We start from the raw sequence: 24,193 nt of genomic DNA on the forward strand, positions 1-24,193 counted from the left end.
GGATTACCCCGGTGTCAGGATCTTCTGCGTCGGTGCTTCTGGATGTGCGGGAGCGGTCCCCGCTACTTGATCAGGTAGATCGTGGCGAAGAGGCCGATCCAGACGACATCGACGAAGTGCCAGTAGTAGGACACGACGATGGCGGCGGTCGCCTGCTCGTGAGTGAACCTCTTGGCCATGTAGGTACGGCCGAGGACCAGCAGGAAGGCGATGAGGCCACCCGTCACGTGCAGGCCGTGGAAGCCGGTGGTCAGGTAGAACACCGAGCCGTACGGGTCCGAGGACAGCGAGATGCCGTCCTTCTTCACCAGCTCCGTGTACTCGTAGATCTGACCGCCGATGAAGATCGCACCCATGATGAAGGTGAGGATGAACCAGCCACGGAGCTTCTTCACATCGCCGCGCTCGGCCGCGAACACGCCGAGCTGGCAGGTGAGGGAGGAGAGCACCAGGATCGTGGTGTTCGTGGCGGAGAAGGGCACATTCAGTGCCTCCGCCATCTCCTTCCAGTGAGCCGGTCCGGTCACCGACCGGAGGGTGAAGTACATCGCGAAGAGGGCCGCGAAGAACATCAGCTCGGAACTCAGCCAGATGATGGTTCCGACGCTGGTGAGGTTCGGCCGGTTGACCGACGGGTGCGCGTGCCCGGTATCTACTGTCGTTGCTGTCGCCACGACCGACATTATGTCGGTCGCTTATCTCGCGCTCACTCCGGGGGGTGCCGTTCGGAGTGTTGCCACCCGCCGAACCGGTGCTGACGTGGTGTTCAGGGGAGTAACATCCGCCCAGACGGCCCTGTCCGTCCCGTCCGTACGACGCCGACGTCCCGGAGGAACAATGCAGCCGACCGCCACGGTGCTGGTCTACAGCGACGACTCCAACACCCGCGAGCAAGTACGGCTGGCCGCCGGGCGCCGGCCCGCTCCGGACGTCCCGCCGGTGGAGTTCCTGGAGTGCGCGACGCCCGCCGCGGTGCTGCGGGAGCTGGACCGGGGCGGCATCGACGTCTGCGTGCTGGACGGCGAGGCCGTGCCGATGGGCGGCATGGGCGTGTGCCGGCAGATCAAGGACGAGGTGTTCGACTGCCCGCCGGTGCTGCTGCTCATGGGCCGGCCGCAGGACGCCTGGCTGGCCACGTGGAGCCGTGCGGACGCCGCGGTGACCCTGCCGGTGGACCCGGTGGAGTTCGCCGCCTCGCTCGCCTCCCTGCTGCGGCGCAAGAGGCTGCTGAGCGCCTAGGAGCGCGGGGCACCGGGACCGCGTGCCGCACGCGGTCCCGTGCCCCTCCAGGGCGCTCACACGGCCGCTGGCCGCAGGCGCACGGTGTCCGCCGGGGCGGAGCCGTCCGAGGTCTTGCCCGTCAGGGCGCTGCCCGTGCGCCACTTGTTCCAGTCGACGTTCCAGTCGCCGAAGCCGTTGCCGAAGGGCTCCATGGGGTCGCCCTCGGAGTTGACGACCCGGACGACGTCGCCCGGCCGGATGTTGTCGTACAGCCACTCGGCGTTGGACGTGCTCATCCCGGTGCAGCCGTGGCTGACGTTCGCGTAGCCCTGGGAGCCCACGGACCAGGGCGCGGCGTGGACGTACTCGCCGGACCAGGTCACCCGGGTGGCGTAGTAGACCGGCAGGTCGTAGGAGTCCGAGCTGCCCTCGGCGATGCCGACGGTGCTCCCGCGCATCCGTACGAAGTACTGCTTCTCCAGGACCACCTTGACGCCGTTGCGGGTCTCGAAGCCCGGCTTGCCGGTGGTGACCGGGATCTGCTCGATCTCCCGGCCGTCCTTGTAGTAGGTGAGCTGGTGCGCGGCGGCGTCCGTGACCACCTCGACCCGGTCGCCGATGGTCAGCTTCAGCGGTGCGGACTTCCCGCCCCACAGCCGGTCGCCGATCCGGATGCCGTCCAGGTTGCTGTGCACCCGGACGGTGGCGTGGGCGGGCCAGTAGTCCTTGGGGCGGTAGTGGAGTTCCTTGTCGCTCACCCAGTACCAGGCGCCCGGCACGGCGGGCACGGACTCCACCCGCAGCGCCCGTTCCACGACGGCGCGCTGGGCCTTGTCCTTGACGCCCTGGTCGAGCTGGGCCGTGACGGGCTGGCCGACGCCGTAGGTGCCGCTGCCCGGTCCGAAGGTGACGCCCAGCCGTTTCCGGCCGGCGGGCTTGCTGGTGTCGAAGGCGAGGACCTTGCGGCCGGGTGCGCCGTCCTCGTCCTCGGTGCTCACCGTGACCGTGTAGCGGGCGCCGGCGGCCAGGGGGGAGGTGCTGTGCCAGCGGCTGCCGTCGGCGGCGAGTTCGCCCGTCACGAAGCGCCCGGTGGAGTCCCGGGCGACCACGTCCGTGATGCGGCCCTCACCGCTGTTGGCGGTGACCTCCAGGGGTTTGTCCGGGTCGACCCGTTTCCCGGTCTCGGTGGGGCCGTTGAAGGAGATCAGGTCCGCTGCGTCGTACGGCCTGGCCGACAGGGGGTTGCCGTCCGAACCGCAAGCGGTGACGCCCGCACCGAGGGCGGTCACCAGCAGGGTGCAGCCGACGACGCTGCGGGTCCGCGCAGTGTGGTTCATGTGATCACGCTATGAGATGACGGGACGACCGGCACGGCGGACAACGCATACGAGCGAACGTCGCTACGGCAAACGAAGGGAGCCCGGACCCTCCGTCAGGAAGGTCCGGGCTCCCGGTGCGTTCAGCGCGCCCTACTGGGTCCGGTTCTCACCGTGGTAGTACTCGAACACCCAGCCGAACAGGCCGATGACGATGAACGGCGCGGAGAAGTAGATCAGCCACCAGCCGACCGCGATGCTGAGGAAGGCGACCGCGCCGCCGAAACCCAGCATGAGCGGCTGCCAGCTGTGCGGGCTGAAGAAGCCCAGCTCGCCCGCGTCGTCCGCGACGTCGGCCTCCTTGTCGTCCTGGGCGCCCGCGTCGATCCGCCGGGCGGTGAAGCCCAGGTAGAAACCGATCATGACGGCCAGGCCGAAGGCCAGGAAGAGCGCCGTGGTACCGGCCGGCTCCTTCGACCACACGCCATACACGATGGCCATGATCAGGATGAAGACGCTCAGCCAGATGAACATCCGACCCTGGATCTTCACTTGCCGGCCTCCTTGCTGCCCGCGACGGCGGTGCCGTGACCGGCGTGCTCAAGCTGTTCGAGCGCGGCGATCTCGGGGTGGTGCAGGTCGAACGCCGGGGATTCGCTGCGGATCCGCGGCAGGGTGACGAAGTTGTGCCGGGGCGGCGGGCAGGACGTCGCCCACTCCAGCGAGCGGCCGTAGCCCCACGGGTCGTCCACACCGACCGGCTTGCCGTACTTGGCCGTCTTCCACACGTTGTAGAGGAACGGCAGGATCGACAGGCCGAGCAGGAAGGAGCTGATGGTCGAGACCGTGTTCAGCGCGGTGAAGCCGTCGGCCGCCAGGTAGTCGGCGTACCGGCGCGGCATGCCCTCGGCGCCCAGCCAGTGCTGGACCAGGAAGGTGCCGTGGAAGCCGATGAACAGCGTCCAGAAGGTGATCTTGCCCAGGCGCTCGTCCAGCATCTTGCCGGTCCACTTCGGCCACCAGAAGTGGAAGCCGGAGAACATGGCGAAGACGACCGTGCCGAAGACCACGTAGTGGAAGTGGGCCACCACGAAGTACGAGTCCGAGACGTGGAAGTCCATCGGCGGCGAGGCCAGGATGACACCGGTCAGACCACCGAACGTGAAGGTGATCAGGAAGCCGGTCGCCCAGAGCATCGGCGTCTCGAAGGACAGCGAGCCCTTCCACATGGTGCCGATCCAGTTGAAGAACTTCACACCGGTCGGCACCGCGATCAGGAAGGTCATGAAGGAGAAGAACGGCAGCAGCACACCACCGGTGACGTACATGTGGTGGGCCCACACCGTCACGGACAGACCGGCGATCGCGATGGTCGCGGCGATCAGACCCATGTAGCCGAACATCGGCTTCCGGGAGAACACCGGGATGACCTCGGAGATGATGCCGAAGAACGGCAACGCGATGATGTACACCTCTGGATGGCCGAAGAACCAGAAGAGGTGTTGCCACAGCAAGGCGCCGCCGTTGGCGGCGTCGAAGACATGGGCGCCGAACTTGCGGTCCGCCTCCAGGGCGAACAGCGCGGCGGCCAGCACCGGGAAGGCCAGCAGGACCAGCACACCGGTCAGCAGCACGTTCCACACGAAGATCGGCATGCGGAACATCGTCATGCCGGGCGCGCGCATGCAGATGATCGTGGTGATGAAGTTGACCGAGCCGAGGATCGTGCCGAAGCCGGAGAAGGCCAGACCCATGATCCACATGTCGGCGCCCACGCCCGGCGAGCGGACCGCGTCCGACAGCGGCGAGTAGGCGAACCAGCCGAAGTCGGCCGCGCCCTGCGGGGTGAGGAAGCCGCCGACCGCGATGAGCGAGCCGAACAGGTACAGCCAGTAGGCGAACATGTTCAGCCGCGGGAACGCCACGTCCGGCGCGCCGATCTGCAGCGGCATGATCCAGTTCGCGAAACCGGCGAACAGCGGCGTCGCGAACATCAGCAGCATGATCGTGCCGTGCATCGTGAACGCCTGGTTGAACTGCTCGTTCGACATGAACTGCTCGCCCGGACGGGCCAGCTCGGCGCGCATCAGCAGCGCCATCACGCCGCCGATCAGGAAGAAGGCGAACGACGTCGCCAGGTACATCGTGCCGATCGTCTTGTGGTCGGTCGTCGTCAGCCACTTGACGACGACTTCGCCGCGGCGCTGGCGCCGGACCGGCAGCTCGTCCTCATAGTGGGACCCTGCTGCCGCGGCACCCTGGGGTTCGTTGAGGATGCTCACAGGATGTTCGACTCCCGGTTCTTCTCGTGCGGCGTCTGGTCGATGCCCGCGGGAATGTAACCGGTCTGCCCCTTCTTGACGAGGTCCTTGAGGTGCTGCTCGTAGCGCTCCGGGGAGACGACCTTCACGTTGAACAGCATCCGGGCGTGGTCGACGCCGCACAGCTCGGCGCACTTGCCACGGAAGGTGCCCTCCTTGTTGGGAGTCACCTGGAAGGCGTTCGGGTGGCCCGGGATGACGTCCTGCTTCATCAGGAACGGCAGCACCCAGAAGGAGTGGATGACGTCACGCGAGGTCAGGACGAAGCGGACCGTCTTGCCCTTGGGGAGCCAGAGGGTCGGCCCGGGGTTGCCGGTCTGCGGGTTCCGCGAGGCGGGCGTACCGACGTCGTAGACACCGCCGGCGTTCGCCGGGAAGTCCTTCTTGTACCGGTCCGGGACACCGGCCAGGTTCTTGTCGGTCTTGGCGTCGCCGGTGGACCCGGGGACGTCCGAGATGTAGTTGAAGCCCCAGCTCCACTGGAAGCCGACCACGTTGACCGTGACGTCGGGCTTCTTGGACATGTCGAGGAGCTTCGACTCGTCCCGGGCCGTGAAGTAGAAGAGCACCGAGATGATGATGATCGGGACCACCGTGTAGAGGGCCTCGATCGGCATGTTGTACCGCGTCTGCGGAGGTACTTCGACCTTCGTGCGGCTGCGCCGGTGGAAGAAAGCACTCCACAGGATCAGGCCCCACACCAGCACGCCGACGGCGAGCGCGGCAGCCCAGGAGCCCTGCCATAGGGAGAGGATCCGCGGAGCCTCTTCCGTGGTCGGGGTGGGCATGCCAAGGCGGGGGAAGTCCTTGTATGTGCAACCGGTTGCGGTCGCCAGGACCAGGCCCGCGGTCAGTGCCTGCAGCAGCTTCCGCCGCATCGGGCGCCGCGGCGAGCGGTCGGAGCCGTTGGGACTCACGTAGCGCCTTCCCGAGAGTCTCGCCCGCGCGGTCGGCTGCGGCCTTCTCGCTGGTCGGTCGCCGCCCTGCGTCGGGCAGGGGTTTGGATGTTTATGCGGACCAAACCCTAGCCCACCCTCTCCGAGGGTTCGCGGGGAGGGGTGCCTACTGGGTGGGGTGGTTCGCTGGATTGGCGGCTGCGGGTACGTCAGTGCTGGTCGCACTCCACGCCGCGGCCGTCGGTGCGACCGTTTCACGCCTGCGGACGGACCGCCTCCGCCGGGGTCTTAACGTTGCCGTATGGCCTACTTCGACGCAGCCTCCGCCACCCCTCTCCACCCCGTCGCCCGCCAGGCGCTGTCGGCCTCCCTGGACGAGGGGTGGGCGGATCCGGCGCGGCTGTACCGGGAGGGGCGCAGGGCGCGGATGCTGCTGGACGCCGCGCGCGAGGCCGCCGCCGAGGCCGTCGGGTGCCGGGCCGACGAGCTGGTCTTCACCCCGTCCGGCACCCGGGCCGTGCACACCGGGATCGCGGGGGCGCTGGCCGGGCGGCGCCGGACCGGACGCCACCTGATCGTGTCAGCGGTCGAACACTCCTCCGTCCTCCATGCGGCCGAGGAGTTCGAGGCGGAGGGCGGGAGCGTCACCCGGGTGGCCGTCAACCGGACGGGAGCCGTCACCCCTTCGGCGTACGAGGCGGCGCTCCGGGCGGACACCGCGCTGGCCTGCCTGCAGTCGGCCAACCACGAGGTGGGCACCGTGCAGCCGGTGGCCCGGGTGGCCGAGGTGTGCCGGGCCGCCGGGGTGCCGCTGCTGGTGGACGCGGCGCAGTCGCTGGGCTGGGGGCCGGTCGAGGGCGACTGGTCGCTGCTCGCGGCCAGCGCCCACAAGTGGGGCGGGCCGGCCGGGGTCGGACTGCTCGTCGTGCGCAAGGGAGTGCGGTTCGCCGCGCGGGGGCCGGTGGACGAACGGGAGTCGGGCCGGGCGCCCGGGTTCGAGAACATCCCGGCGATCGTGGCGGCCGTGGCCTCGCTGCGCGCGGTGCGGGCCGAGGCGGCCCAGGAGGCGGTACGGCTGCGGGAGCTGACGGAGCGGATCCGCACCCGGGTGCCGCGGCTGGTGCCGGACACGGAGGTGGTCGGCGACGCCGGGCACCGGCTGCCCGGGATCGTCACCTTCTCCTGCCTCTACGTCGACGGCGAGGCGCTGCTGCACGAGCTGGACCGGGCCGGCTTCGCGGTCTCCTCCGGCTCCTCCTGCACGAGCGGCACGCTGACACCCAGCCATGTGCTGAAGGCGATGGGCGTGCTGAGCGAGGGCAACGTCCGGGTGTCCCTGCCGGCGGGGACGGCCGAGGCGGACGTGGAGCGGTTCCTGCGGGTGCTGCCGGAAGCCGTGGCCGGGGTGCGGGAGAAGCTGGGCACCCCGGCCCCGGTCACCCAGGCGGGTCCGGGGACGGGCCGGGAGGACCTGGTGGTCGACTCCCTCGGCAAGCGCTGCCCGATCCCGGTCATCGAACTGGCGAAGGTGATCGGCGACGTGCCGGTGGGCGGCACGGTCCGCGTCCTGTCCGACGACGAGGCGGCCCGCCTGGACATCCCGGCGTGGTGCGAGATGCGGGGCCAGGAGTACGTGGGCGAGGAGCCGGCGGACCGGGGCACGGCGTACGTGGTCCGCAGGGTGGGCTGAGACGCCCCCCGGGCCGGGGCCGCGGGAGGCGCCTCCGCGGGACCTCAGCCGAGGTGGGCGCGGACTTCCCGGCCGGCGTCCTCGCCGTACGCCTTCACGAATCGCTCCATGAAGTGGGCCCGCCGCAGCTGGTACTCCTGCGTCCCCACGGTCTCGATGACCAGCGTCGCGAGCATGCAGCCGATCTGCGCCGCCCGCTCCAGCGGGACGCCCCAGGCCAGCCCGGACAGGAAGCCCGCGCGGAAGGCGTCGCCGACGCCCGTGGGGTCGGCCTTGCGCTCCTCCTCCGGGCAGCCGACCTCGATCGGGTCCTCGCCGGAGCGCTCGACGCGTACGCCGCGCGAGCCGAGCGTGGTGATCCGGTGGCCGACCTTGGACAGGATCTCCGCGTCGCTCCAGCCGGTCTTGGACTCGATGAGCCCCTTCTCGTACTCGTTGGAGAACAGGTAGGTCGCGCCGTCCAGCAGTGTCCGGATCTCCTCGCCCTCCATCCGGGCGATCTGCTGGGAGAAGTCGGCGGCGAACGGGATGTTCCGGGAGCGGCACTCCTCCGTGTGGCGGAGCATCCCCTCGGGGTCGTCGGCGCCGATGAGGACCAGGTCGAGGCCGCCGACGCGGTCCGCCACGGTCTTCAGCTCGATCAGCCGGGCCTCGCTCATCGCGCCGGTGTAGAAAGAGCCGATCTGGTTGTGGTCGGCGTCGGTGGTGCACACGAACCGGGCGGTGTGCAGGGTCTCGGAGATGCGGACCGACTCGGTGTCCACACCGTGCCGGTCGAGCCAGGCGCGGTAGTCCTCGAAGTCGGGGCCGGCGGCGCCGACCAGGACCGGCCGGGTGCCGAGCTGGCCCATGCCGAAGGCGATGTTGGCTCCGACGCCGCCGCGGCGCACGTCGAGGTTGTCGACCAGGAAGGAGAGCGAGACCGTGTGCAGCTGGTCCGCGACGAGCTGGTCGGCGAAACGGCCGGGGAAGGTCATGAGGTGGTCGGTGGCGATGGAGCCGGTGACTGCGATGCGCACGACGGGGACTCTCCTGCGGGAGACGGCGTTGACAGTTCACGCTACCCGGTCGGCCGCCGCCGCTGAAGTTGACGAAACTACCCGATAGTAGATCTTTCTTCGCGGTCCGCGGCGTGCGTACGGTGCGGTCATGACGAACCCCAAGGCCCTTCCCTCCGCGCCGGCCGAGTCCGGCGGCGGCCTCGCCTCGCTGCGCGGCGACTGCGCCCGCATGGCCCCGCACTGGGCGGTACCGGAGCGGGCCGAGCCCGGTCCGGTGTCCCCGTCCCGCATCCACGGGGTCAGCGTGCCGGCGCGGTCGGCCCGGCTGCTGGACGCGATGTCGGACTACGGCGACTGACCCGCCGGGCGCGTGCCCGGGAACCGCGCGCTCCTCTCCCGCGTCCCATCACCGTCCCCGCGCGGGGACGGCCGGACCCGACCCAGCGAGGAGCGATGCGGTGAACACCGAGCAGCCCGAGGACCCCGGCGACGCGGCGGTTCCGAAGGCATCCGAGGCATCAGAGGCGTCCGAGACACACGGCGTAGACGAGGCAGCCGGGGCGACCGGGGCGGCGACGGCGTCCGGACAGGGTGCGGCGGCGGCCACGGCCGGGCAGCGGGTCACCGCGGACGGCGGACGCGCGGCCGGGCGGCGGCGGTCGCCCGCCGCCGTCGCCTGCGCCGTCGCGGCCGTCCTGCTGGCCGGGGGCGGCGGCGCCTGCCTGGCGGCGGGCGGCGGACCGGGCGGCCAGGGCGGGAGCGCCCCGGCCGCGTCCGGTCACGGCACTCCCCCGCCGCTCGCGCTGGACGGCCCGGCCGCGGACGGCGACGGCGGTATCGCGCCGGGCGAGCCGGACCCGTCCGGCGTCCGGTACGTGGCCGCGGGCGAGCTGCCGGCCGGGCCCGGTACGGCGGCGGTCTACGCGCCGGCGGGCGAGGTCGGCCGGGAGCGCGTGGTCCGGCTGGCGAAGGCGCTCGGCCTGGACGGGGCGCCGGTGGCCGAGGGACGGAGCTGGCGGGTGGGCGGCCAGGACGGCTCCGGGCCGCGTCTGACGGTGGACCGGGACGCGCCGGGGAACTGGTCGTACAGCCGGTACGCGCCGGGCACCGACGACTGCCGCAAGGTGACCGTGTGCGCCCCGGACCCGGGCCGCCCGGCCGGTGCCCCGGTGAGCGCGGCCGACGCCGAGGCGGCGGCGGCGCCGGTGCTGGCGGCGGCGGGACTGGGCGGCGCGCGGACCGACGCGAGCCGGGTCCAGGGCGCCCAGCGGGTGGTCGACGCGGACCCGGTGGTGGGCGGACTGCCCACGTACGGCTGGACGACCGGCCTGACCGTCGGCCGCACGGGTGAACTGGTCGGCGGGCACGGGCGGTTGAGCACGCCGGTGAAGGGCGCCGTCTATCCCGTGCTGGGCGCCGCGAAGACGCTGGAGCTGCTGAACGGCAAGGCGCGGGACGGGCACCGGATGGGAACCGGCGGGTGCGCGAGCCCGGTGCCTCCGAAGGACCGGCTGGAGCAGCCGTGCGGGGCGTCCACGGGGGCGCCTGAGCGGACGGCCGGCGGTGGCACGGCCACGGTGGACCAGGCGGTGTTCGGGCTGGCCGCGCGGTCGGCCGGCGGGCGGCCGGCGCTGGTGCCGTCCTGGCTGTTCCGGGTGCGCGGGTCCGGGGCGGACGGCGCGTTCACGGTGACGTATCCGGCGGTGGTCCCGGAGTACCTCGCCCCGCCGCCCACGTCCGGCAAGAGCCGGAGCGTGCCGGTGACCTCGTACACGGCCGACGGGCGGACCCTGCGGGTGCGCTTCTTCGGCGGGGTGTGCGCCGACTACGACGTGTCGGCGCGGGAGAGCGGCGACCGGGTGACGGTGACGGTCACCGAGCGGCCCTGGCCGGACCGGGTGTGCGTACTGATCGCCAAGGAGTACGTGCGGACGGTGACGCTCGCCGCCCCGCCGGCCGGCCGGGCGGTGGTCGGCACGGACGGCCGGGCGATCCCGCAGGCATCTCCGGGCGCGCTCCGCCCGGCCGTACCGGCGACGCCGCGCTGACCGGTGCCACCGCGCCGGCCGGCGCGCGACGCGAAGGCGGCGGCCCCCCGAGGGGGGCCGCCGCCTTCTTCGGTCGGATCGCGGCTCAGCTGAAGGAGTCGCCGCAGGCGCAGGAGCCCGTCGCGTTCGGGTTGTCGATCGTGAAGCCCTGCTTCTCGATCGTGTCCACGAAGTCGACGGTGGCGCCGCCGAGGTACGGGGCGCTCATCCGGTCCGTGACGACCTTGACCCCGCCGAAGTCCTTCTCCACGTCGCCGTCGAGCGAGCGCTCGTCGAAGAAGAGCTGGTAGCGCAGGCCGGAGCAGCCGCCGGGCTGGACGGCGACGCGCAGCGCGAGGTCGTCGCGGCCTTCCTGGTCGAGCAGGGCCTTGACCTTGGCCGCCGCGGCGTCGGTCAGGATGATGCCGTCGGTGACGGTGGTGGTCTCGTCCGATACGGACATCTACATCTCTCCCGGGTTGTACGGAGACTGCTTGCCGACGAGTGCAACCGGCGATTCCGCGGATTCATTCCGGGCCGGGCATTCGCGTTGTCGCGTTTTCACTTCCCTCCTCATGCTCGCACACGGCCCGCCGGGCGGACAGCGGCCCGGAGCGGAGCCCGGGGGGATTCACGTCACATCGACGCTATCGCCGTCGTCAAAGTGACGTGAACCAGCTATGATAGATAGCGTCAGTTAGACGAAAAGTAGAAAGGGTGCGTGCCGTGACCACCGCCCAGACCCCGGAACTCGACGTGCAGCCGAGCCCGCTCGCCCTGCTGCTGCTCGGCCGCGAGGCCGACCCGAAGAGCGAGCGGGGCGTCGAGTGCCCCGGTGACCTGCCGTCGCCCTCCGACCCCGGGCTGGTCGAGCGCGCCCGCGCCGCCAAGGCCAAGCTGGGTGACAAGGTCTTCGTGCTCGGCCACCACTACCAGCGCGACGAGGTCATCCAGTTCGCCGACGTCACGGGCGACTCCTTCAAGCTGGCCCGGGACGCCGCCGCCCGCCCGGAGGCCGAGTACATCGTCTTCTGCGGTGTGCACTTCATGGCCGAGTCGGCGGACATCCTGACCTCCGACGACCAGAAGGTGGTCCTGCCCGACCTCGCCGCCGGCTGCTCCATGGCCGACATGGCGACCGCCGAGCAGGTCGCCGAGTGCTGGGACGTGCTGACCGAGGCCGGCGTGGCCGAGCAGGTGGTGCCGGTCTCGTACATGAACTCCTCCGCCGACATCAAGGCGTTCACCGGCAAGCACGGCGGCACCATCTGCACCTCCTCCAACGCCCGGCGCGCCCTGGACTGGGCCTTCGAGCAGGGGGAGAAGGTCCTGTTCCTGCCGGACCAGCACCTGGGCCGCAACACCGCCGTCCGCGACATGGGCATGTCCCTGGACGACTGCGTGGTCTACAACCCGCACAAGCCGGACGGCGGCCTCACCGCGGACGAGCTGCGCGCCGCCAAGATGATCCTGTGGCGCGGCCACTGCTCCGTGCACGGCCGATTCAGCCTGGAGTCGGTCCAGGACGTGCGCGAGCGCGTCCCGGGGGTGAACGTGCTGGTGCACCCCGAGTGCCGGCACGAGGTCGTCGCCGCGGCGGACTACGTCGGCTCGACCGAGTACATCATCAAGACCCTCGAAGCCGCCCCGGCCGGCTCCAAGTGGGCCATCGGCACGGAGCTGAACCTGGTGCGCCGGCTGGCGAACCGTTTCGCGCCCGAGGGCAAGGAGATCGTCTTCCTCGACCGGACGGTCTGCTTCTGCTCGACCATGAACCGCATCGACCTGCCCCACCTGGTCTGGGCCCTGGAGTCCCTGGCCGAGGGCACCCTGGTCAACCGGATCGAGGTCGACAAGGAGACGGAGGCGTTCGCCAAGCTGGCGCTGGAGCGGATGCTGGCGCTGCCGTAACGGACGCACAAGGGCCGGGCCTCGCAAGGAGGCCCGGCCCTTTTCCGTACCCGTCACACCCCGGCAGGCGTCACACCCCGGCGGGCTCCGGTGTCTTCTCCGCCGCCGGCCGCCGCTTCGCCGCGCGCTTCTTCGCCCGGCGCTCCTTGCGCAGCTCCAGCATGGCGTAGAGCGTCGGGACCAGGAGCAGGGTCAGCAGGGTCGAGGTGATCAGGCCGCCGATGACCACCACGGCCAGCGGCTGGGCGATGAAGCCGCCCTCGCCGGTGACGCCCAGGGCCATCGGGAGCAGCGCGAAGATGGTCGCCAGCGCGGTCATCAGGATCGGGCGGAGCCGGTGCCGGCCGCCCTCGATCACGGCCTCCACCACGCCGTACCCCTGTGCGCGGTACTGGTTGATCAGGTCGATCAGCACGATCGCGTTGGTCACCACGATGCCGATCAGCATCAGCATGCCGATCATCGCGGGCACGCCCATCGGGGTGCCGGTGGCCACCAGCAGACCGATCGCGCCGGTCGCCGCGAACGGGACGGAGACCAGCAGGATCAGCGGCTGGACGAGCGAGCGGAAGGTCGCCACCAGCAGCATGAAGACGATCGCGATCGCCGCGAGCATGGCCAGACCCAGGTTCTTGAACGCGTCGTCCTGGTCGGAGCTGACACCGCCGATCTCGGCCGTGGCGCCCGCCGGCAGCTTCAGGTCCTTGATCTTCGACTGCAGCTTGGTGCTGATCGCGCCCGTGTTGTCGCCCGTCGGCCGGGCCGTGACGGTGGCCGCGCGCTGCCCGTCGATACGGGTCATGGACACCGGGCCGTCCACCAGCTTCACCGTGGCGACGTCGCTCAGCCGCACCGGGCCGAGGGGCAGCTTGCGCAGCTGGGCCAGCGTGGTCGCGGGCTTCGCCGACCGGACGACGACGTCCCGCTCGGTGTCGTCCAGGACCGCCTTGGCCGCCGTCGTCCCGCGCACCGCCTGCGCCACCGCGGCGCCCAGCTTCTGCTCGTCGAACCCGGCCGCCGCCGCGGCGGGCTTCGCCTTCACCGAGATCCGCGGCACGCTCTGGGCGAGGTCGCTGGTGACGTCGGTGACGTGGTCGAGGCCGGCGACCGTGGAGCGGACCTGCTCCGCGGCCGTGCGCAGCGCCTTGGCATCGGACGCCTTCACCACCACGCTCAGGTCCTGGCTGCCGAAGCCGTCACCGGCCGACACGGTGGTCGTCCCGATGCCGTCCAGCTTCTTCAGCCCGTCCTCGAGGTGCCGCTGCACCTCGTCGTAGGAGGCCGAGTCCTCCAGCATCACCTGGTACGACGCCTGGTTGGTGTCGGTGCCGCCGCCGAACGCCGCCATGAAACCGGAGGAGCCGACGGTGACCTGGTAGTCCTTGACGCCGTCGGTGGCGGCGAGCAGCTTCTCCACCCGCCGGGCCTGCGCGTCGGTGGCGGCGAGGCCGGTGCCGGGCTTCAGCTTCTGCTTGACGGTGAGGACCTGCTGCTCGCCCTGGTCGAAGAAGTTCGTCTTCAGCAGGCCGGACATGCCGAAGGTGACGACCAGGACGACGATCGCGATGAGCACGCTGGTGAGGCGGCGGCGCGTGGCGAACCGCAGGACCGGGACGTAGGCGCGCTGGAGCCGGCTGTTCGCCTCCTTCTCCTCGGCCTCGCGGCGGGCCTGGGCCGCGTCCGCGGGCGTGCCCTTCGGGGCGCGCAGGAACCAGTACGACAGGACCGGCACGACCGTCAGCGACACCACCAGGGAGGCCAGCAGGGCCGCCGTCACGGTGATGCTGAACGAGCCGAACAGCGCGCCCACCATGCCGCCGACCAGGCCGATCGGCAGGAACACGGCGACGGTGGTGAGGGTGGAGGAGGTGACCGCGCCCGCCACCTCGCGGACCGCGGTGAGGATGGCCTCCTTGCGCTCCTCGCCGTAGCCGAGGTGCCGCTTGATGTTCTCCAGGACCACGATCGAGTCGTCCACGACCCGGCCGACGGCGATGGTCAGCGCGCCCAGCGTCAGCATGTTCAGCGACAGGCCGCGCGTCCACAGCACGAGCAGGGCGAGGACCACGGACAGCGGGATGGACACCGCCGTGACCAGGGTCGAGCGGACCGACGCCAGGAAGAGCAGGATCACCAGGACCGCGAAGAGCAGACCGAGCGCGCCCTCCGTGGTCAGGCCCTTGATGGACTTGGACACGGCCGGGCCCTGGTCGCTGACGACCGTGAGCTTCGCGCCCGCGCCGAGGTCCGCGCGCAGCCCGGGCAGCTTGTCGTGGACCGCGTCGGATATGGAGACCGCGCTGCCCTCGTGGTCCATGGTGACGTTGACGGCGAGGCTGGGCCGGCCGTCGGTGCGGGTGAGGGAGTCGGCCGGGGCCGGCCGCTTGGCGACGGCGGCCACGTCACCGAGACGCACGGGCTTCTTCCCGTCCGCGCCGGCGACCCGCAGGTCCTCGATCTGCCGCAGCGAGGTGAAGCCGCCGCCGACCTGGACGGTGCGCCCCACGCCGTCCTCGTCGAAGGAGCCGGCCGGGACGGTGGCGCCGCCCGCCTGGAGGGCCTGGGCGAGGGCGGCCGGGGTGAGCCCGGCCCGCGCCAGCTTCGCGTCGTCCGGGGTGACGGTGACCTGGAGGTCGCGTACGCCCGTGATCTGGACGCGGCCGACGCCGTCGATGTCCTTCAGGGCCGGTACGACCGTCGTGTCGAGCTGGTCGGCGAGCGCCTGCTGGTCCTTGCCGGAGGTGACGGCCAGGACCACGGTCGGCATGTCGTCGGTGGAGCCGGAGACGACCTGCGGGTCGACGTCGTCCGGGAGCTGGTTGCGGGCCCGGTTCACGGCCTGCTGGACGTCGGAGACGATCCGCTTGGTGTCGTTGCCGTAGTCGAAGGACGCCATGATCACGGCGTTGCCCTCGCTCGCCGTGGAGGTGACACCGGTGACGCCGTCGACGCCCTGGAGGTTGTCCTCGATGGGCTCGACGACCTGCTTCTCGACCACGTCGGGCGAGGCGCCCTGGTACGGCGCGATCACCGACACCATGGGCAGTTCGATGGTGGGCAGCAGCTGCTGCTTGATCTGGGGTATCGCGATCAGCCCGAAGGCGAGCACGATCAGCGACACGAGCCCGACGAGGGCGCGCTGCGCGAGGCTGAACCGGGACAGCCAGGACATGGGTTTAGGGTCTCTCTTCTGGGAGCGGCAGAAGCGGCGGGAGGCGCGGGCGGACGCCCACTGCACCACCTTGGGCCATGCCGGGGGCCCGTTCCGTAGGCCCCAGGTCCCGTTCCGGTGCCGGGCCCCTACTCCGCGCGCAGTACACGCGGGTGGAGGTCAGTCCCTCCTCGGACGGACCAGCCCCGACTCGTACGCGATCACGACGAGCTGTGCCCGGTCCCGGGCGCCCAGCTTGGCCATGGCCCGGTTGACGTGCGTCTTCACCGTCAGCGGGCTGACCGTCAGACGCTCGGCGATCTCGTCGTTGGACAGGCCGCCGGCGACCTGGACGAGGACCTCCCGCTCCCGGCCGGTGAGCGCGCCCAGCCGCTCGGCGCGGGCCGCGCCGGAGCCGTCGCCGTCGTCCGCGCGGGCGAGGAAGCGGGCGATCAGGCCCTTGGTGGCGGCCGGGGACAGCAGGGCCTCGCCGCCGGCCGCGATCCGGATGGCGTTCAGCAGCTCCTCCGGTTCGCTGCCCTTGCCGAGGAAGCCGGAGGCGCCGGCGCGCAGCGCCCGCACCACGTAGTCGTCCACCTCGAAGGTGGTGAGGATGACCACGCGGACCTGGGCCAGGGCGGGGTCGTCGCTGATCATCCGGGTGGCGGCGAGTCCGTCGGTGCCGGGCATCCGGATGTCCATCAGCACCACGTCGGCGGCCTGTTCCCGGGCCAGCCGGACCGCTTCCGCGCCGTCGGACGCCTCGCCCACCACCTCCATGTCGGGCTCGGAGTCGACCAGCACCCGGAACGCGCTGCGCAGCAGGGCCTGGTCGTCGGCGAGCAGGACACGGATGGTCATACGGGCTCCCCTGGGGCCGGCGGCGTCTTGACGGGCAGGATCGCATGGACGCGGAAACCGCCGCCGTAGCGGGGTCCGGTGGTCAGGGTGCCGCCCAGGGCGCCGACCCGCTCACGCATGCCGAGCAGCCCGTGCCCGCCGCCGGCCTCGGGCACCCCGGGCGTTCCGGAGCCGTCGTCCAGCACGGTGACCTCCAGCGCGGGTCCGACGCGTACGACGCTCACCTCGGCCCGGGCGCCGGGTCCCGCGTGCTTCTGCACGTTCGTCAGCGCCTCCTGCACGATCCGGTAGGCGGCCAGGTCGACGGCGGCGGGCAGTTCGCCGCCCTGGCCGGCGCCGGCCACCTCCACCGGGAGGCCGGCGCTGCGGAAGGTGGCCGCGAGGTCCGCCAGCCGGCTCAGGCCGGGGGCGGGCTCGGTGGGAGCCTCCGGGTCGCCGGACTGGCGCAGCAGGCCGACGGTGGCGCGCAGTTCCTCCAGCGCGCTGCGGCTGGCCTCGCGGACGTGGGCCAGGGCCTGCTTGGCCTGGTCGGGCCGCTTGTCCATGACGTGGGCGGCGACCCCGGCCTGGACGTTGACCAGGGCGATGTGGTGGGCGACGACGTCGTGCAGGTCACGGGCGATGCGCAGCCGTTCCTCGGCGACCCGGCGGCGGGCCTCCTCCTCGCGGGTGCGTTCGGCGCGTTCGGCGCGGTCCCGGATGGCCTGGACGACCGCGCGGCGGCTGCGCACGGCGTCGCCCGCGGTGGCGCCGATGCCGGTCCAGGCGAGGACGCCGAGGTTCTCCTGGGCGTACCAGGGCAGCGGGCCGGCGAGCATGGCGGCGGCCGTCAGCACGGTCATGGTGAGCAGGCCGAGGCGCCAGGTGGTGGGGCGGTCGGTGGTCGCGGCGACGGTGTACAGGGCGACGACGGCGGACATCGCGACCGGGGCGCGCGGGTCGCCGGTGACGCACTCGACCACGGAGACCGTGCCGGTGACGGCGAGGACCGTGCGAGGCGCGCGGCGGCGGAAGACGAGCGCCGCGGCGCCGGCCAGCATGAGCAGCAGGCTGAGGACGTCCGGGGTGTGCACGCCCCAGGTCACGCCGTGCCCGTCGCGCGGCACCGCGAAGGAGCCGGCGACCATGCAGACGAGGACGGCCGCGGCGAGGGCCGCGTCCAGGGCCAGCGGGTGGGCCTTGAGGCCGCACCGGGCGCGGTCGAGAGTGCTCACGGGGGAACAGTACGGCGCCCTTCGCGCACCGGTCCCCGGACCGGGACCTGGGCCGGTCAGCCCGGGATGAGGCCGTCGTCGCCGAGGAGGGAGCGGACCTCCTCCAGAGTGGCGTCCGGGGACGGCAGGATCAGCTCGGAGGGCTCCAGCGCGTCGTCGGGCAGCGGCGTGCCGGAGCGGCGGACGGCGTCCAGCAGCGCGGCGAGCGTGCGGCGGAAACCCTCGCCGTCACCGCTCTCCACCTCGGCCAGCAGTTCGTCGTCCAGCCTGTTCAGCTCGGCGAGGTGGGCGTCGTCCAGCCTCACCTGGCCCTCCCCCATGATCCGTACGATCACGTCGGCCTCCATCGGCTCGGACCCCGGCGTCGGACCGGTTACTGCTTGTCGAAGCGCGGGGTGTCCTGCGGCTGCTGCTGGGACTGCCCCTGACCGGTGCCGCCCTCGAGAGCCTGCTGCGGGGAGCCCCCGGCCAGCTCGGCCTTCATGCGCTGCAGTTCCAGCTCTACATCCGTACCACCGGAGAGCCGGTCCAGCTCGGCCTGGATGTCGTCCTTCTGCATCCCGGACTGGTCGTCCAGGGCACCCGAGGCGAGCAGTTCGTCGATGGCGCCGGCCCGGGCCTGGAGCTGGGCGGTCTTGTCCTCGGCGCGCTGGATGGCGAGGCCCACGTCGCCCATCTCCTCGGAGATGCCGGAGAACGCCTCGCCGATGCGGGTCTGGGCCTGGGCCGCGGTGTAGGTGGCCTTGATGGTCTCCTTCTTCGTGCGGAAGGCGTCCACCTTGGCCTGGAGGCGCTGGGCCGCCAGGGTGAGCTTCTCCTCCTCGCCCTGGAGGGTGGCGTGCTGCGACTCCAGATCCGTGACCTGCTGCTGGAGGGCGGCCCTGCGGGACAGCGCCTCGCGGGCCAGGTCCTCCCGGCCGAGCGCGAGCGCCTTGCGGCCCTGGTCCTCCAGCTTGCCGGACTGCTGCTGGAGCTGGTTGAGCTGGAGCTCCAGGCGCTTGCGGCTGGTCGCCACGTCGGCGACGCCGCGCCGCACCTTCTGCAGCAGCTCGATCTGCTTCTGGTAGGAGTAATCGAGGGTCTCGCGCGGGTCCTCGGCCCGGTCAAGGGCCTTGTTCGCCTTCGCGCGGAAGATCATCCCCATACGCTTCATGACACCGCTCATGGGCTTCGCGCGCCCCCTTCTGACGGACTCCAGCTCACCGAACCTGCGACAAGACCCACAGTACGGGCCCTGTCTCCATTACCGCACTGTTCGCGGGGTGATGCGCTCCTCCCCGAGGACGACCGCGGACCGTCCCGCTCCGGCGCGAGGAGTAGGTGATCCCACCCCGGTCTCCTCCCTCCGTCCCCTACAGACGCCCGGTGTTGCCGGATCGTTCCCCGCGGGACTGGGGTCCATGCCGGTGCAGCCCTTACCCTTGGGTTTTGTGTTCCGTAGCCGTGCCAAGGAAGAGAAGGCCCCCGCCGACAAGGCGCCGGTGACCGACTCCAAGCAGCCCCGCGACCCGCAGGCCCCCAAGGGCCGGCCCACGCCCAAGCGCAGTGAGGCCCGGCCCCAGCGCCGCAGCGTCGCCTCCACGCCGACGAACCGCAAGGAGGCAGCACAGCGCCGGCGCGAGGAACGGCGGCAAGCCCTGGAGCGGCAGCGCCAGTCCCTCGCCAGCGGCGACGAGCGTTATCTGCCCGCCCGGGACAAGGGCCCGGTCCGCCGCTTCGCCCGGGACTGGGTGGACTCCCGGTTCAACGTGGCGGAGTTCTTCCTGCCGCTCGCCGTGGTCATCCTGGTGCTGAGCGTGGTGCGGGTGCCCTCCATCCAGAGCGTGGCGCTGCTGCTGTGGCTGATCGTGATCGTGCTGATCGTGCTGGACGCGGCGGTGAGCGGCTTCCGGCTGCGCAAGCGGCTCGCGGAGCGCTTCCCGGACCAGAACACCCGCGGCGCGGTGGCCTACGCGCTGATGCGCTCGCTCCAGATGCGCCGGCTCCGGCTGCCGAAGCCGCAGGTCAAGCGCGGAGAGCGGCCCTGAGCGCAGAGGCTGTCACCGGGGGCGCGGCCGACGCCCGGCCGGACGGGCCGGGCGGCCTGCGCGATGTCGTGAGCCAGGAGCTGGTGGCCCGGCAGCTGGACGAGCAGATAGCCGGGCGGTTCCCGGTCGGGCGGCGGCTGCGGGTGCTCGACGTGGGGATGGGCCGGGGCGCGCAGGCGCTGCGGCTGGCCCGGCTCGGCCACCACGTCACCGGCGTCGAGCAGGACCCGGTGCTGGTCGCCGCCGCCCGCCAGGCCGTGGCCCGGGAACCGGAGGGCATCCGGGAGCGGGTGCGGCTGGTGCAGGGCGACGGGCGGGACACCGGTGTGCACTTCCTGCCGGGCAGCTTCGACGTGGTGCTGTGCCACGGCGTCCTGATGTACGTGGCGGAGCCCGACCCGCTGGTGGCGGGCCTGGCGCGGATGCTGGCCCCGGGCGGTCTGCTCTCCCTGCTGGTCCGCAACGGCGACGCGCTCGCCATGCGCCCGGGTCTCGGCGGTGACTGGGCGGGCGCCCTGGCCGCCTTCGACACCACCGCCTACCAAAACCGCCTCGGCCTGGACGTCCGCGCCGACCGGCTGGCCGCCCTCACCGCCACGCTCGACGGCATCGCCGCGCCGCTGCGCGCCTGGTACGGCGTGCGGGTCTTCACGGACACGGCCGCGCAGGAGGCGGCGCTGCCCGACGACCTGGAGACGCTGCTCGCGGTCGAGGAGCGGGCCGGCCGCACGGACCCCTACCGCGGGGTGGCGGCGCTGCTGCACCTGTGCGGCGTACGGGGCTAGGGTCTTCCGTTCGGATCAGGCCGGCCCTGGGGTCTGCCGTCCGGGCCGGGGCCCGCGCGTCCGGGGTGCTCCGTCCCGCGTCCGGGGTGCTCCGTAAGGGAGGCCCTGAGCCCGTTCGGGGCAACAGCGCGGGCCGGGTGATCAGCGCGCGGTGAGACTCGGGGCATGGACGCTTCCCGTACCCGCGCGCCGCGGACGGCCGTCTTCGCCGTCGCTCTCCTGTGCTGCGCGGCCCCGGCCGCCGGCTGCTCCGGTCCCGTCGCCCTGGCCGGACGGGACGCCCCGGCGGCCACCGGGGCGGCCGTGCCGACGGCCGCGACCGATCTCCAGGACCGCTACCAGCAGGTGATCAGGGATGTCCTGCCGTCGGTCGTGCAGATCCAGGCCAGCCGCGACCTGGGCTCCGGGGTGGTGTACGACGACAAGGGGCACATCGTCACCAACGCGCACGTGGTCGGCGCGGAGAAGACCTTCCAGGTGACCACCGCCAGCAGCGAGGAGCCGCTCACCGCGACCCTCGTCTACTCCTACCCGGAGCAGGACCTCGCCGTGGTCCGGCTGGACCGGGTGCCCGACGGGCTGAAGCCGGCGGTGTTCGGGGACTCCGAGAAGGTGGAGGCCGGCCAGATCGTGCTGGCCATGGGCTCGCCGCTGGGGCTGTCGTCCAGCGTGACGCAGGGCATCGTCTCGGCGACCGGACGGACCGTCAGCGAGGGCAGTGAGGGCGGCGGCACGGACGCCACGATCGCGAACATGGTGCAGACGTCGGCCGCGATCAACCCCGGCAACAGCGGCGGCGCCCTGGTCGGCCTGGACGGGCGGGTGATCGGCATCCCGACGCTCGCCGCGGCCGACCCGGGCCTCGGCAGCGCCGCGCCCGGCATCGGCTTCGCGATCCCGGCGTCCCTGGTCCGCACGGTCGCCGGCCAGATCGTGCGGCACGGCGAGGTCGTCGACTCCGGGCGGGCGGCCCTCGGCATCACCGCCCGCACGGTCGTGGACGACCGGTACCGGCCGGCCGGGGTGGCGGTGGTCAGCGTCCGGGCCGGCGGCGCGGCCGACCGGGCGGGCCTGCGCCCCGGCGACGTCATCACCAGGCTGGGCGACACCCCGCTGACCACCATCACCTCGCTGTCCGAGGCGCTGGCCGCGGACCGGCCGGGCCGGCGGACCACGGTGACGTACCTGCGGGACGGCACCGGGCACACCGCCGAGGTGACGCTGGGCGAGCAGTGAGGAGGGCGCCGCCTCCTCACGCCGCCGTACGGCCGCTCACGCGTCGGCGTGCAGGCTCATCGGGCCGTAGATCTCGGTGTTCTCCTCGAACAGCCGCACCTGGTCGGCCCCGCCCTCCAGCAGCGCCTTCCACTGCTCGCCGATCCAGGACTCGGCGTCGCCCTGGGTGGTGAACTCCTCGGGCTGGACCGCCGGCTGGACCTCCGTCCCGTCGGCCTTCTCGAACCGCCACGTCCATGCCGTCATGTGGGCCTCCTTTGATCCAACACCTGCTGGCAGCCTAGCCGGAAGCGCAAGACCTGCCGGGACAGGCGAAAATCGGTCCGTGGACATCACTCTGCTCGGTACCGGTGCCCCCGCGGGACTGCCGCGGCCCGACTGTTCCTGCGCCGCCTGCGCGAGCGCGCTCGGGCCCGGCGCGCGGGCCGCGACCGCGGTGCTCGTGGACGACGCGCTGCTGCTCGACCTGACCCCGGGCGCGGCGTTCGCGGCGGCGCGCGCCGGGCATTCGCTGGCCGGGGTGCGGCAGGTTCTGCTGTCGCATCCGCACGACGGTCCGGCGGTGGAGGTGCCGGCCGGGCTGCCGCAGCCCGGCCGGGTGCCGGACGGGCGGGAGTTGGCGCTGCTGACGGGGCATCGGGTGCGGGCCGTGGCGATGGACGCGGGCGGCACCGGGTACGCGGTGACCGGGCCGGACGGGCAGCGGCTGCTGTACCTGCCGCCGGGCGGGTCGCCGGCCGGGCTGGAGCAGACGGCGGCGCGGCCCTACGACATGGTCCTCGCGGACGTGGTGAACCGCCCGGACGCCCTCGCCCGGCTGCGGGCGGCCGGTGCCGCGGGCCCCACGACGGACGTCCTCGCCGTCCACCTGGACCACGACGTGCCGCCCGGCGCGGAGTTGCGGCGCCGGCTCGCGGCGGCCGGGGCGCGGGCGGTGCCGGACGGCTCGACGCTGGTGGTCGGGGCGTACGAGGAGGTGCCGGACGTGCCGCGCCGGACGCTGGTGCTGGGCGGGGCCCGCTCGGGCAAGTCGGTGGAGGCGGAGCGGCGCCTGGAGGCGTTCCCGGACGTGCTGTACGTGGCCACGGGCGGCACGCGCGCCGGGGACACCGAGTGGGCGGCGCGGGTGTCCGCGCACCGGGAGCGGCGGCCGGGCTCGTGGCGTACGGCGGAGACGACCGACCTGGTGCCGCTGCTGGCGCAGGACGGGCCGCCGCTGCTGGTCGACTGTCTGTCGCTGTGGCTGACGGACGTGATGGACTCCGTCGGGGCGTGGGACGACGCGGAGTGGGCGGGCGGCGGCGAGAAGGCGCTGCGGGAGCGGGTGCGGGAGCTGACGGAGGCGGTGCGCGGCACCCGGCGGTCCGTGGTGGCGGTGTCCAACGAGGTCGGCTCGGGGATCGTCCCGGCGACGGCGTCCGGGCGCCGCTACCGGGACGAACTGGGCCGGCTGAACGCGGCGTTCGCAGCGGAGTGCGAGCAGGTGGTGCTGGTGGTGGCGGGGCAGGCGCTGGTGCTGCGGGGGTGAGCAGTCATCCGGCGCCCTTGCGGGCGACGATCCGGTACGCGTTGGAGAACCGCGTCCGGCGCAGCAGCGGAGCGCATCCGTGGTCCAGGGCCGCGGCCAGCGTGCGGACCGGCGCCGCCGCCAGGCGCAGCGGCGGACGGGCGTGCGCCAGCGCCAGCGCGACGGCCGCCGCGAGGTCGTACGGCACGTGCGGGTCCGTGCGGTCCGTGACGAGGACCGCGCAGCCCAGGGCCGAGAGCTCGGCGCGCAGGTTGGCCGGCGGCGGCAGGTGCAGATGGCGCGGCTGGCCGTGCGGGAGCCACCACTTGCCGAGGAGTACGGCGAACAGGCTGCGCGGGTCGGGTACTTCGACGACCAGGTGGCCGCCGGGCCGCAGCACGGTCAGCGCGGCGCGGAGTTCGGCGCGCGGGTCGGGGGCGTGCTCCAGGTGGTGGAACATGGTGACGACGTCGTAGCGGGCGCGCAGCCGGGCCGTCATGCCGGGCGTCGTCAGATAGCCGCGGTGCGCCTCCTCCACGCGGCCCTCCAGCAGCGCCTGCTCCACCCGCGCCGTGGGGTCCAGCCCGTCGAAGCTGGTGTAGGGGAAGAACTCCTTCGCCGCCTCGGGGAACCGGGCGTGGCCCGTGCCGACGTCCAGCCAGCTCTCCGGTTCGCGCAGCGCCGACAGCCGCCGGGCGGCGGCCCGGTGCCGGCGCCGGACCGCGCGGTCGGACAGCACGCGGGCGGTGAGGTCCGCCAGCTGTCTTTCGTAGGCGTCGCGGCGGAAGAAGGCGAGTCCCTCCGCGCTGAGCCGGGGGTTCTGGAAGGTGTGGGCGCAGTCGGCGCACTCGTCGAGGACGAAGGTGCCCGCCCGGTGGCGCAGCGGGTCGGGCGCGCGCAGCCGGGTGCGCAGCGCCCGGGAGCCGCACCAGGGGCAGTCCGCGCGGCGCGGCTCCTGGAAGGGGTCGTGGGGGGTGGTGATCTGCGGGGTGAGGGGCGTGGTCGGCATGGGCGGCTCCCTGTGCGACA

At 72.5% G+C, this 24,193-nt stretch carries 23 protein-coding genes; 9 read left to right on the plus strand and 14 right to left on the minus strand.

Features of this window, described 5'->3' with window-relative positions; translation table 11 throughout:
* Window positions 1-62 precede the first annotated feature (62 nt).
* Window positions 63-683: a heme-copper oxidase subunit III gene (locus ACH4OA_RS23115; protein WP_365876104.1), complete on the minus strand. Its 621-nt coding sequence runs from the start codon at window positions 681-683 to the stop codon at window positions 63-65.
* A gap of 154 nt (window positions 684-837) precedes the next feature.
* Between ACH4OA_RS23115 and ACH4OA_RS23120 the strand changes: the two genes are divergently transcribed.
* Entirely contained in the window at window positions 838-1,239 is a 402-nt protein-coding gene (locus ACH4OA_RS23120) for a hypothetical protein (protein ID WP_365876106.1), read from the plus strand.
* A 56-nt stretch (window positions 1,240-1,295) separates the two neighbouring features.
* Here the strand turns inward: ACH4OA_RS23120 and ACH4OA_RS23125 are convergent, their stop codons facing one another.
* The 4 genes from ACH4OA_RS23125 to coxB all read right to left on the minus strand — a co-directional run bounded on the left by ACH4OA_RS23125 (window position 1,296) and on the right by coxB (window position 5,775).
* Window positions 1,296-2,558, minus strand: a complete 1,263-nt coding sequence (locus ACH4OA_RS23125) for an Ig-like domain-containing protein (protein ID WP_397970509.1) — start codon at window positions 2,556-2,558, stop codon at window positions 1,296-1,298.
* 132 nt (window positions 2,559-2,690) lie between these two features.
* Entirely contained in the window at window positions 2,691-3,089 is a 399-nt protein-coding gene (locus ACH4OA_RS23130; protein WP_365941985.1) for a cytochrome c oxidase subunit 4, read from the minus strand.
* On the minus strand, window positions 3,086-4,819 hold the full coding sequence (gene ctaD / locus ACH4OA_RS23135) for a cytochrome c oxidase subunit I (protein WP_365882696.1): 1,734 nt from the start codon (window positions 4,817-4,819) through the stop codon (window positions 3,086-3,088). The genes ACH4OA_RS23130 and ctaD overlap by 4 nt, the downstream gene beginning before the upstream one ends.
* The gene (gene coxB, locus ACH4OA_RS23140; protein WP_365882698.1) at window positions 4,816-5,775 is read right to left on the minus strand and encodes a cytochrome c oxidase subunit II; all 960 of its coding nucleotides are present in this window, start codon (window positions 5,773-5,775) and stop codon (window positions 4,816-4,818) included. Before coxB ends, ctaD begins: the two co-directional genes overlap by 4 nt.
* 280 nt (window positions 5,776-6,055) lie before the next feature.
* Between coxB and ACH4OA_RS23145 the strand changes: the two genes are divergently transcribed.
* Window positions 6,056-7,444: a cysteine desulfurase/sulfurtransferase TusA family protein gene (locus tag ACH4OA_RS23145; RefSeq protein WP_397970512.1), complete on the plus strand. Its 1,389-nt coding sequence runs from the start codon at window positions 6,056-6,058 to the stop codon at window positions 7,442-7,444.
* Window positions 7,445-7,488: 44 nt separating this feature from the next.
* On the opposite strand, the gene ACH4OA_RS23150 is transcribed toward ACH4OA_RS23145, so the two are convergent.
* A complete protein-coding gene (locus tag ACH4OA_RS23150) occupies window positions 7,489-8,463 on the minus strand; it encodes a carbohydrate kinase family protein (RefSeq protein ID WP_397941986.1) in 975 nt (324 codons plus the stop codon).
* A 130-nt stretch (window positions 8,464-8,593) separates the two neighbouring features.
* Between ACH4OA_RS23150 and ACH4OA_RS23155 the strand changes: the two genes are divergently transcribed.
* Both ACH4OA_RS23155 and ACH4OA_RS23160 read left to right on the plus strand, forming a co-directional pair.
* Entirely contained in the window at window positions 8,594-8,803 is a 210-nt protein-coding gene (locus tag ACH4OA_RS23155; RefSeq protein ID WP_365882704.1) for a hypothetical protein, read from the plus strand.
* Between the two features lie 100 nt (window positions 8,804-8,903).
* The gene (locus tag ACH4OA_RS23160) at window positions 8,904-10,493 is read left to right on the plus strand and encodes a hypothetical protein (protein ID WP_397970514.1); all 1,590 of its coding nucleotides are present in this window, start codon (window positions 8,904-8,906) and stop codon (window positions 10,491-10,493) included.
* 85 nt (window positions 10,494-10,578) lie between these two features.
* Here ACH4OA_RS23160 and ACH4OA_RS23165 read toward each other — a convergent pair whose 3' ends face one another.
* Window positions 10,579-10,935: an iron-sulfur cluster assembly accessory protein gene (locus ACH4OA_RS23165; protein WP_023551351.1), complete on the minus strand. Its 357-nt coding sequence runs from the start codon at window positions 10,933-10,935 to the stop codon at window positions 10,579-10,581.
* 263 nt (window positions 10,936-11,198) lie between these two features.
* Here ACH4OA_RS23165 and nadA point away from each other — a divergent pair, with 263 nt between their 5' ends.
* Window positions 11,199-12,383: a quinolinate synthase NadA gene (nadA, locus tag ACH4OA_RS23170; protein ID WP_365878892.1), complete on the plus strand. Its 1,185-nt coding sequence runs from the start codon at window positions 11,199-11,201 to the stop codon at window positions 12,381-12,383.
* Between the two features lie 70 nt (window positions 12,384-12,453).
* Here nadA and ACH4OA_RS23175 read toward each other — a convergent pair whose 3' ends face one another.
* From ACH4OA_RS23175 to ACH4OA_RS23195, 5 genes are all read right to left on the minus strand, one after another.
* Window positions 12,454-15,555 carry an efflux RND transporter permease subunit gene (locus ACH4OA_RS23175; RefSeq protein ID WP_397970516.1) on the minus strand — a complete coding sequence of 1,034 codons (3,102 nt, stop codon included), beginning with the start codon at window positions 15,553-15,555 and terminating at the stop codon, window positions 12,454-12,456.
* A 159-nt stretch (window positions 15,556-15,714) separates the two neighbouring features.
* On the minus strand, window positions 15,715-16,395 hold the full coding sequence (locus ACH4OA_RS23180) for a response regulator (protein WP_397941978.1): 681 nt from the start codon (window positions 16,393-16,395) through the stop codon (window positions 15,715-15,717).
* Window positions 16,392-17,609: a sensor histidine kinase gene (locus tag ACH4OA_RS23185; protein WP_397941977.1), complete on the minus strand. Its 1,218-nt coding sequence runs from the start codon at window positions 17,607-17,609 to the stop codon at window positions 16,392-16,394. Before ACH4OA_RS23185 ends, ACH4OA_RS23180 begins: the two co-directional genes overlap by 4 nt.
* Before the next feature lie 56 nt (window positions 17,610-17,665).
* On the minus strand, window positions 17,666-17,944 hold the full coding sequence (locus ACH4OA_RS23190; protein ID WP_365878884.1) for a hypothetical protein: 279 nt from the start codon (window positions 17,942-17,944) through the stop codon (window positions 17,666-17,668).
* 38 nt (window positions 17,945-17,982) lie between these two features.
* Entirely contained in the window at window positions 17,983-18,762 is a 780-nt protein-coding gene (locus ACH4OA_RS23195; RefSeq protein ID WP_365878882.1) for a PspA/IM30 family protein, read from the minus strand.
* 247 nt (window positions 18,763-19,009) lie between these two features.
* Between ACH4OA_RS23195 and ACH4OA_RS23200 the strand changes: the two genes are divergently transcribed.
* The 3 genes from ACH4OA_RS23200 (at window position 19,010) to ACH4OA_RS23210 (ending at window position 21,657) form a co-directional block, all read left to right on the plus strand.
* Window positions 19,010-19,636 carry a DUF3043 domain-containing protein gene (locus ACH4OA_RS23200; RefSeq protein ID WP_365878880.1) on the plus strand — a complete coding sequence of 209 codons (627 nt, stop codon included), beginning with the start codon at window positions 19,010-19,012 and terminating at the stop codon, window positions 19,634-19,636.
* Window positions 19,637-19,719: 83 nt separating this feature from the next.
* Window positions 19,720-20,421, plus strand: a complete 702-nt coding sequence (locus ACH4OA_RS23205; protein WP_365878894.1) for a methyltransferase domain-containing protein — start codon at window positions 19,720-19,722, stop codon at window positions 20,419-20,421.
* 165 nt (window positions 20,422-20,586) lie between these two features.
* Entirely contained in the window at window positions 20,587-21,657 is a 1,071-nt protein-coding gene (locus tag ACH4OA_RS23210) for a S1C family serine protease (RefSeq protein WP_397970519.1), read from the plus strand.
* 36 nt (window positions 21,658-21,693) lie between these two features.
* Here the strand turns inward: ACH4OA_RS23210 and ACH4OA_RS23215 are convergent, their stop codons facing one another.
* Window positions 21,694-21,903, minus strand: coding sequence for a hypothetical protein (locus ACH4OA_RS23215; RefSeq protein WP_365878876.1), 210 nt, complete (start codon window positions 21,901-21,903; stop codon window positions 21,694-21,696).
* 79 nt (window positions 21,904-21,982) lie between these two features.
* Here ACH4OA_RS23215 and ACH4OA_RS23220 point away from each other — a divergent pair, with 79 nt between their 5' ends.
* Window positions 21,983-23,185 (plus strand): bifunctional adenosylcobinamide kinase/adenosylcobinamide-phosphate guanylyltransferase, encoded by a 1,203-nt coding sequence (locus ACH4OA_RS23220; protein WP_397941973.1) that lies wholly within the window; start codon window positions 21,983-21,985, stop codon window positions 23,183-23,185.
* Between the two features lie 4 nt (window positions 23,186-23,189).
* Here ACH4OA_RS23220 and ACH4OA_RS23225 read toward each other — a convergent pair whose 3' ends face one another.
* Entirely contained in the window at window positions 23,190-24,173 is a 984-nt protein-coding gene (locus tag ACH4OA_RS23225) for a class I SAM-dependent methyltransferase (protein ID WP_397970522.1), read from the minus strand.
* Window positions 24,174-24,193 lie beyond the last annotated feature (20 nt).

Source organism: Streptomyces sp. NPDC017095 (genome assembly GCF_044332325.1).
Lineage (GTDB): Bacteria > Actinomycetota > Actinomycetes > Streptomycetales > Streptomycetaceae > Streptomyces.

Bases quoted from the DNA above. Each gene is read 5' to 3' on its own strand.
- ACH4OA_RS23155 (WP_365882704.1), top strand. From the start codon at position 8,594: ATGACGAACCCCAAGGCCCTTCCCTCCGCGCCGGCCGAGTCCGGCGGC.
- ACH4OA_RS23210 (WP_397970519.1), top strand. From the start codon at position 20,587: ATGGACGCTTCCCGTACCCGCGCGCCGCGGACGGCCGTCTTCGCCGTC.
- ACH4OA_RS23225 (WP_397970522.1), bottom strand. From the start codon at position 24,173: ATGCCGACCACGCCCCTCACCCCGCAGATCACCACCCCCCACGACCCC.
- ACH4OA_RS23175 (WP_397970516.1), bottom strand. From the start codon at position 15,555: ATGTCCTGGCTGTCCCGGTTCAGCCTCGCGCAGCGCGCCCTCGTCGGG.
- ACH4OA_RS23145 (WP_397970512.1), top strand. From the start codon at position 6,056: ATGGCCTACTTCGACGCAGCCTCCGCCACCCCTCTCCACCCCGTCGCC.
- ACH4OA_RS23200 (WP_365878880.1), top strand. From the start codon at position 19,010: ATGCCGGTGCAGCCCTTACCCTTGGGTTTTGTGTTCCGTAGCCGTGCC.
- ACH4OA_RS23215 (WP_365878876.1), bottom strand. From the start codon at position 21,903: ATGACGGCATGGACGTGGCGGTTCGAGAAGGCCGACGGGACGGAGGTC.
- ACH4OA_RS23120 (WP_365876106.1), top strand. From the start codon at position 838: ATGCAGCCGACCGCCACGGTGCTGGTCTACAGCGACGACTCCAACACC.
- ACH4OA_RS23115 (WP_365876104.1), bottom strand. From the start codon at position 683: ATGTCGGTCGTGGCGACAGCAACGACAGTAGATACCGGGCACGCGCAC.
- ACH4OA_RS23195 (WP_365878882.1), bottom strand. From the start codon at position 18,762: ATGAAGCGTATGGGGATGATCTTCCGCGCGAAGGCGAACAAGGCCCTT.
- ACH4OA_RS23165 (WP_023551351.1), bottom strand. From the start codon at position 10,935: ATGTCCGTATCGGACGAGACCACCACCGTCACCGACGGCATCATCCTG.
- ACH4OA_RS23125 (WP_397970509.1), bottom strand. From the start codon at position 2,558: ATGAACCACACTGCGCGGACCCGCAGCGTCGTCGGCTGCACCCTGCTG.
- ACH4OA_RS23180 (WP_397941978.1), bottom strand. From the start codon at position 16,395: ATGACCATCCGTGTCCTGCTCGCCGACGACCAGGCCCTGCTGCGCAGC.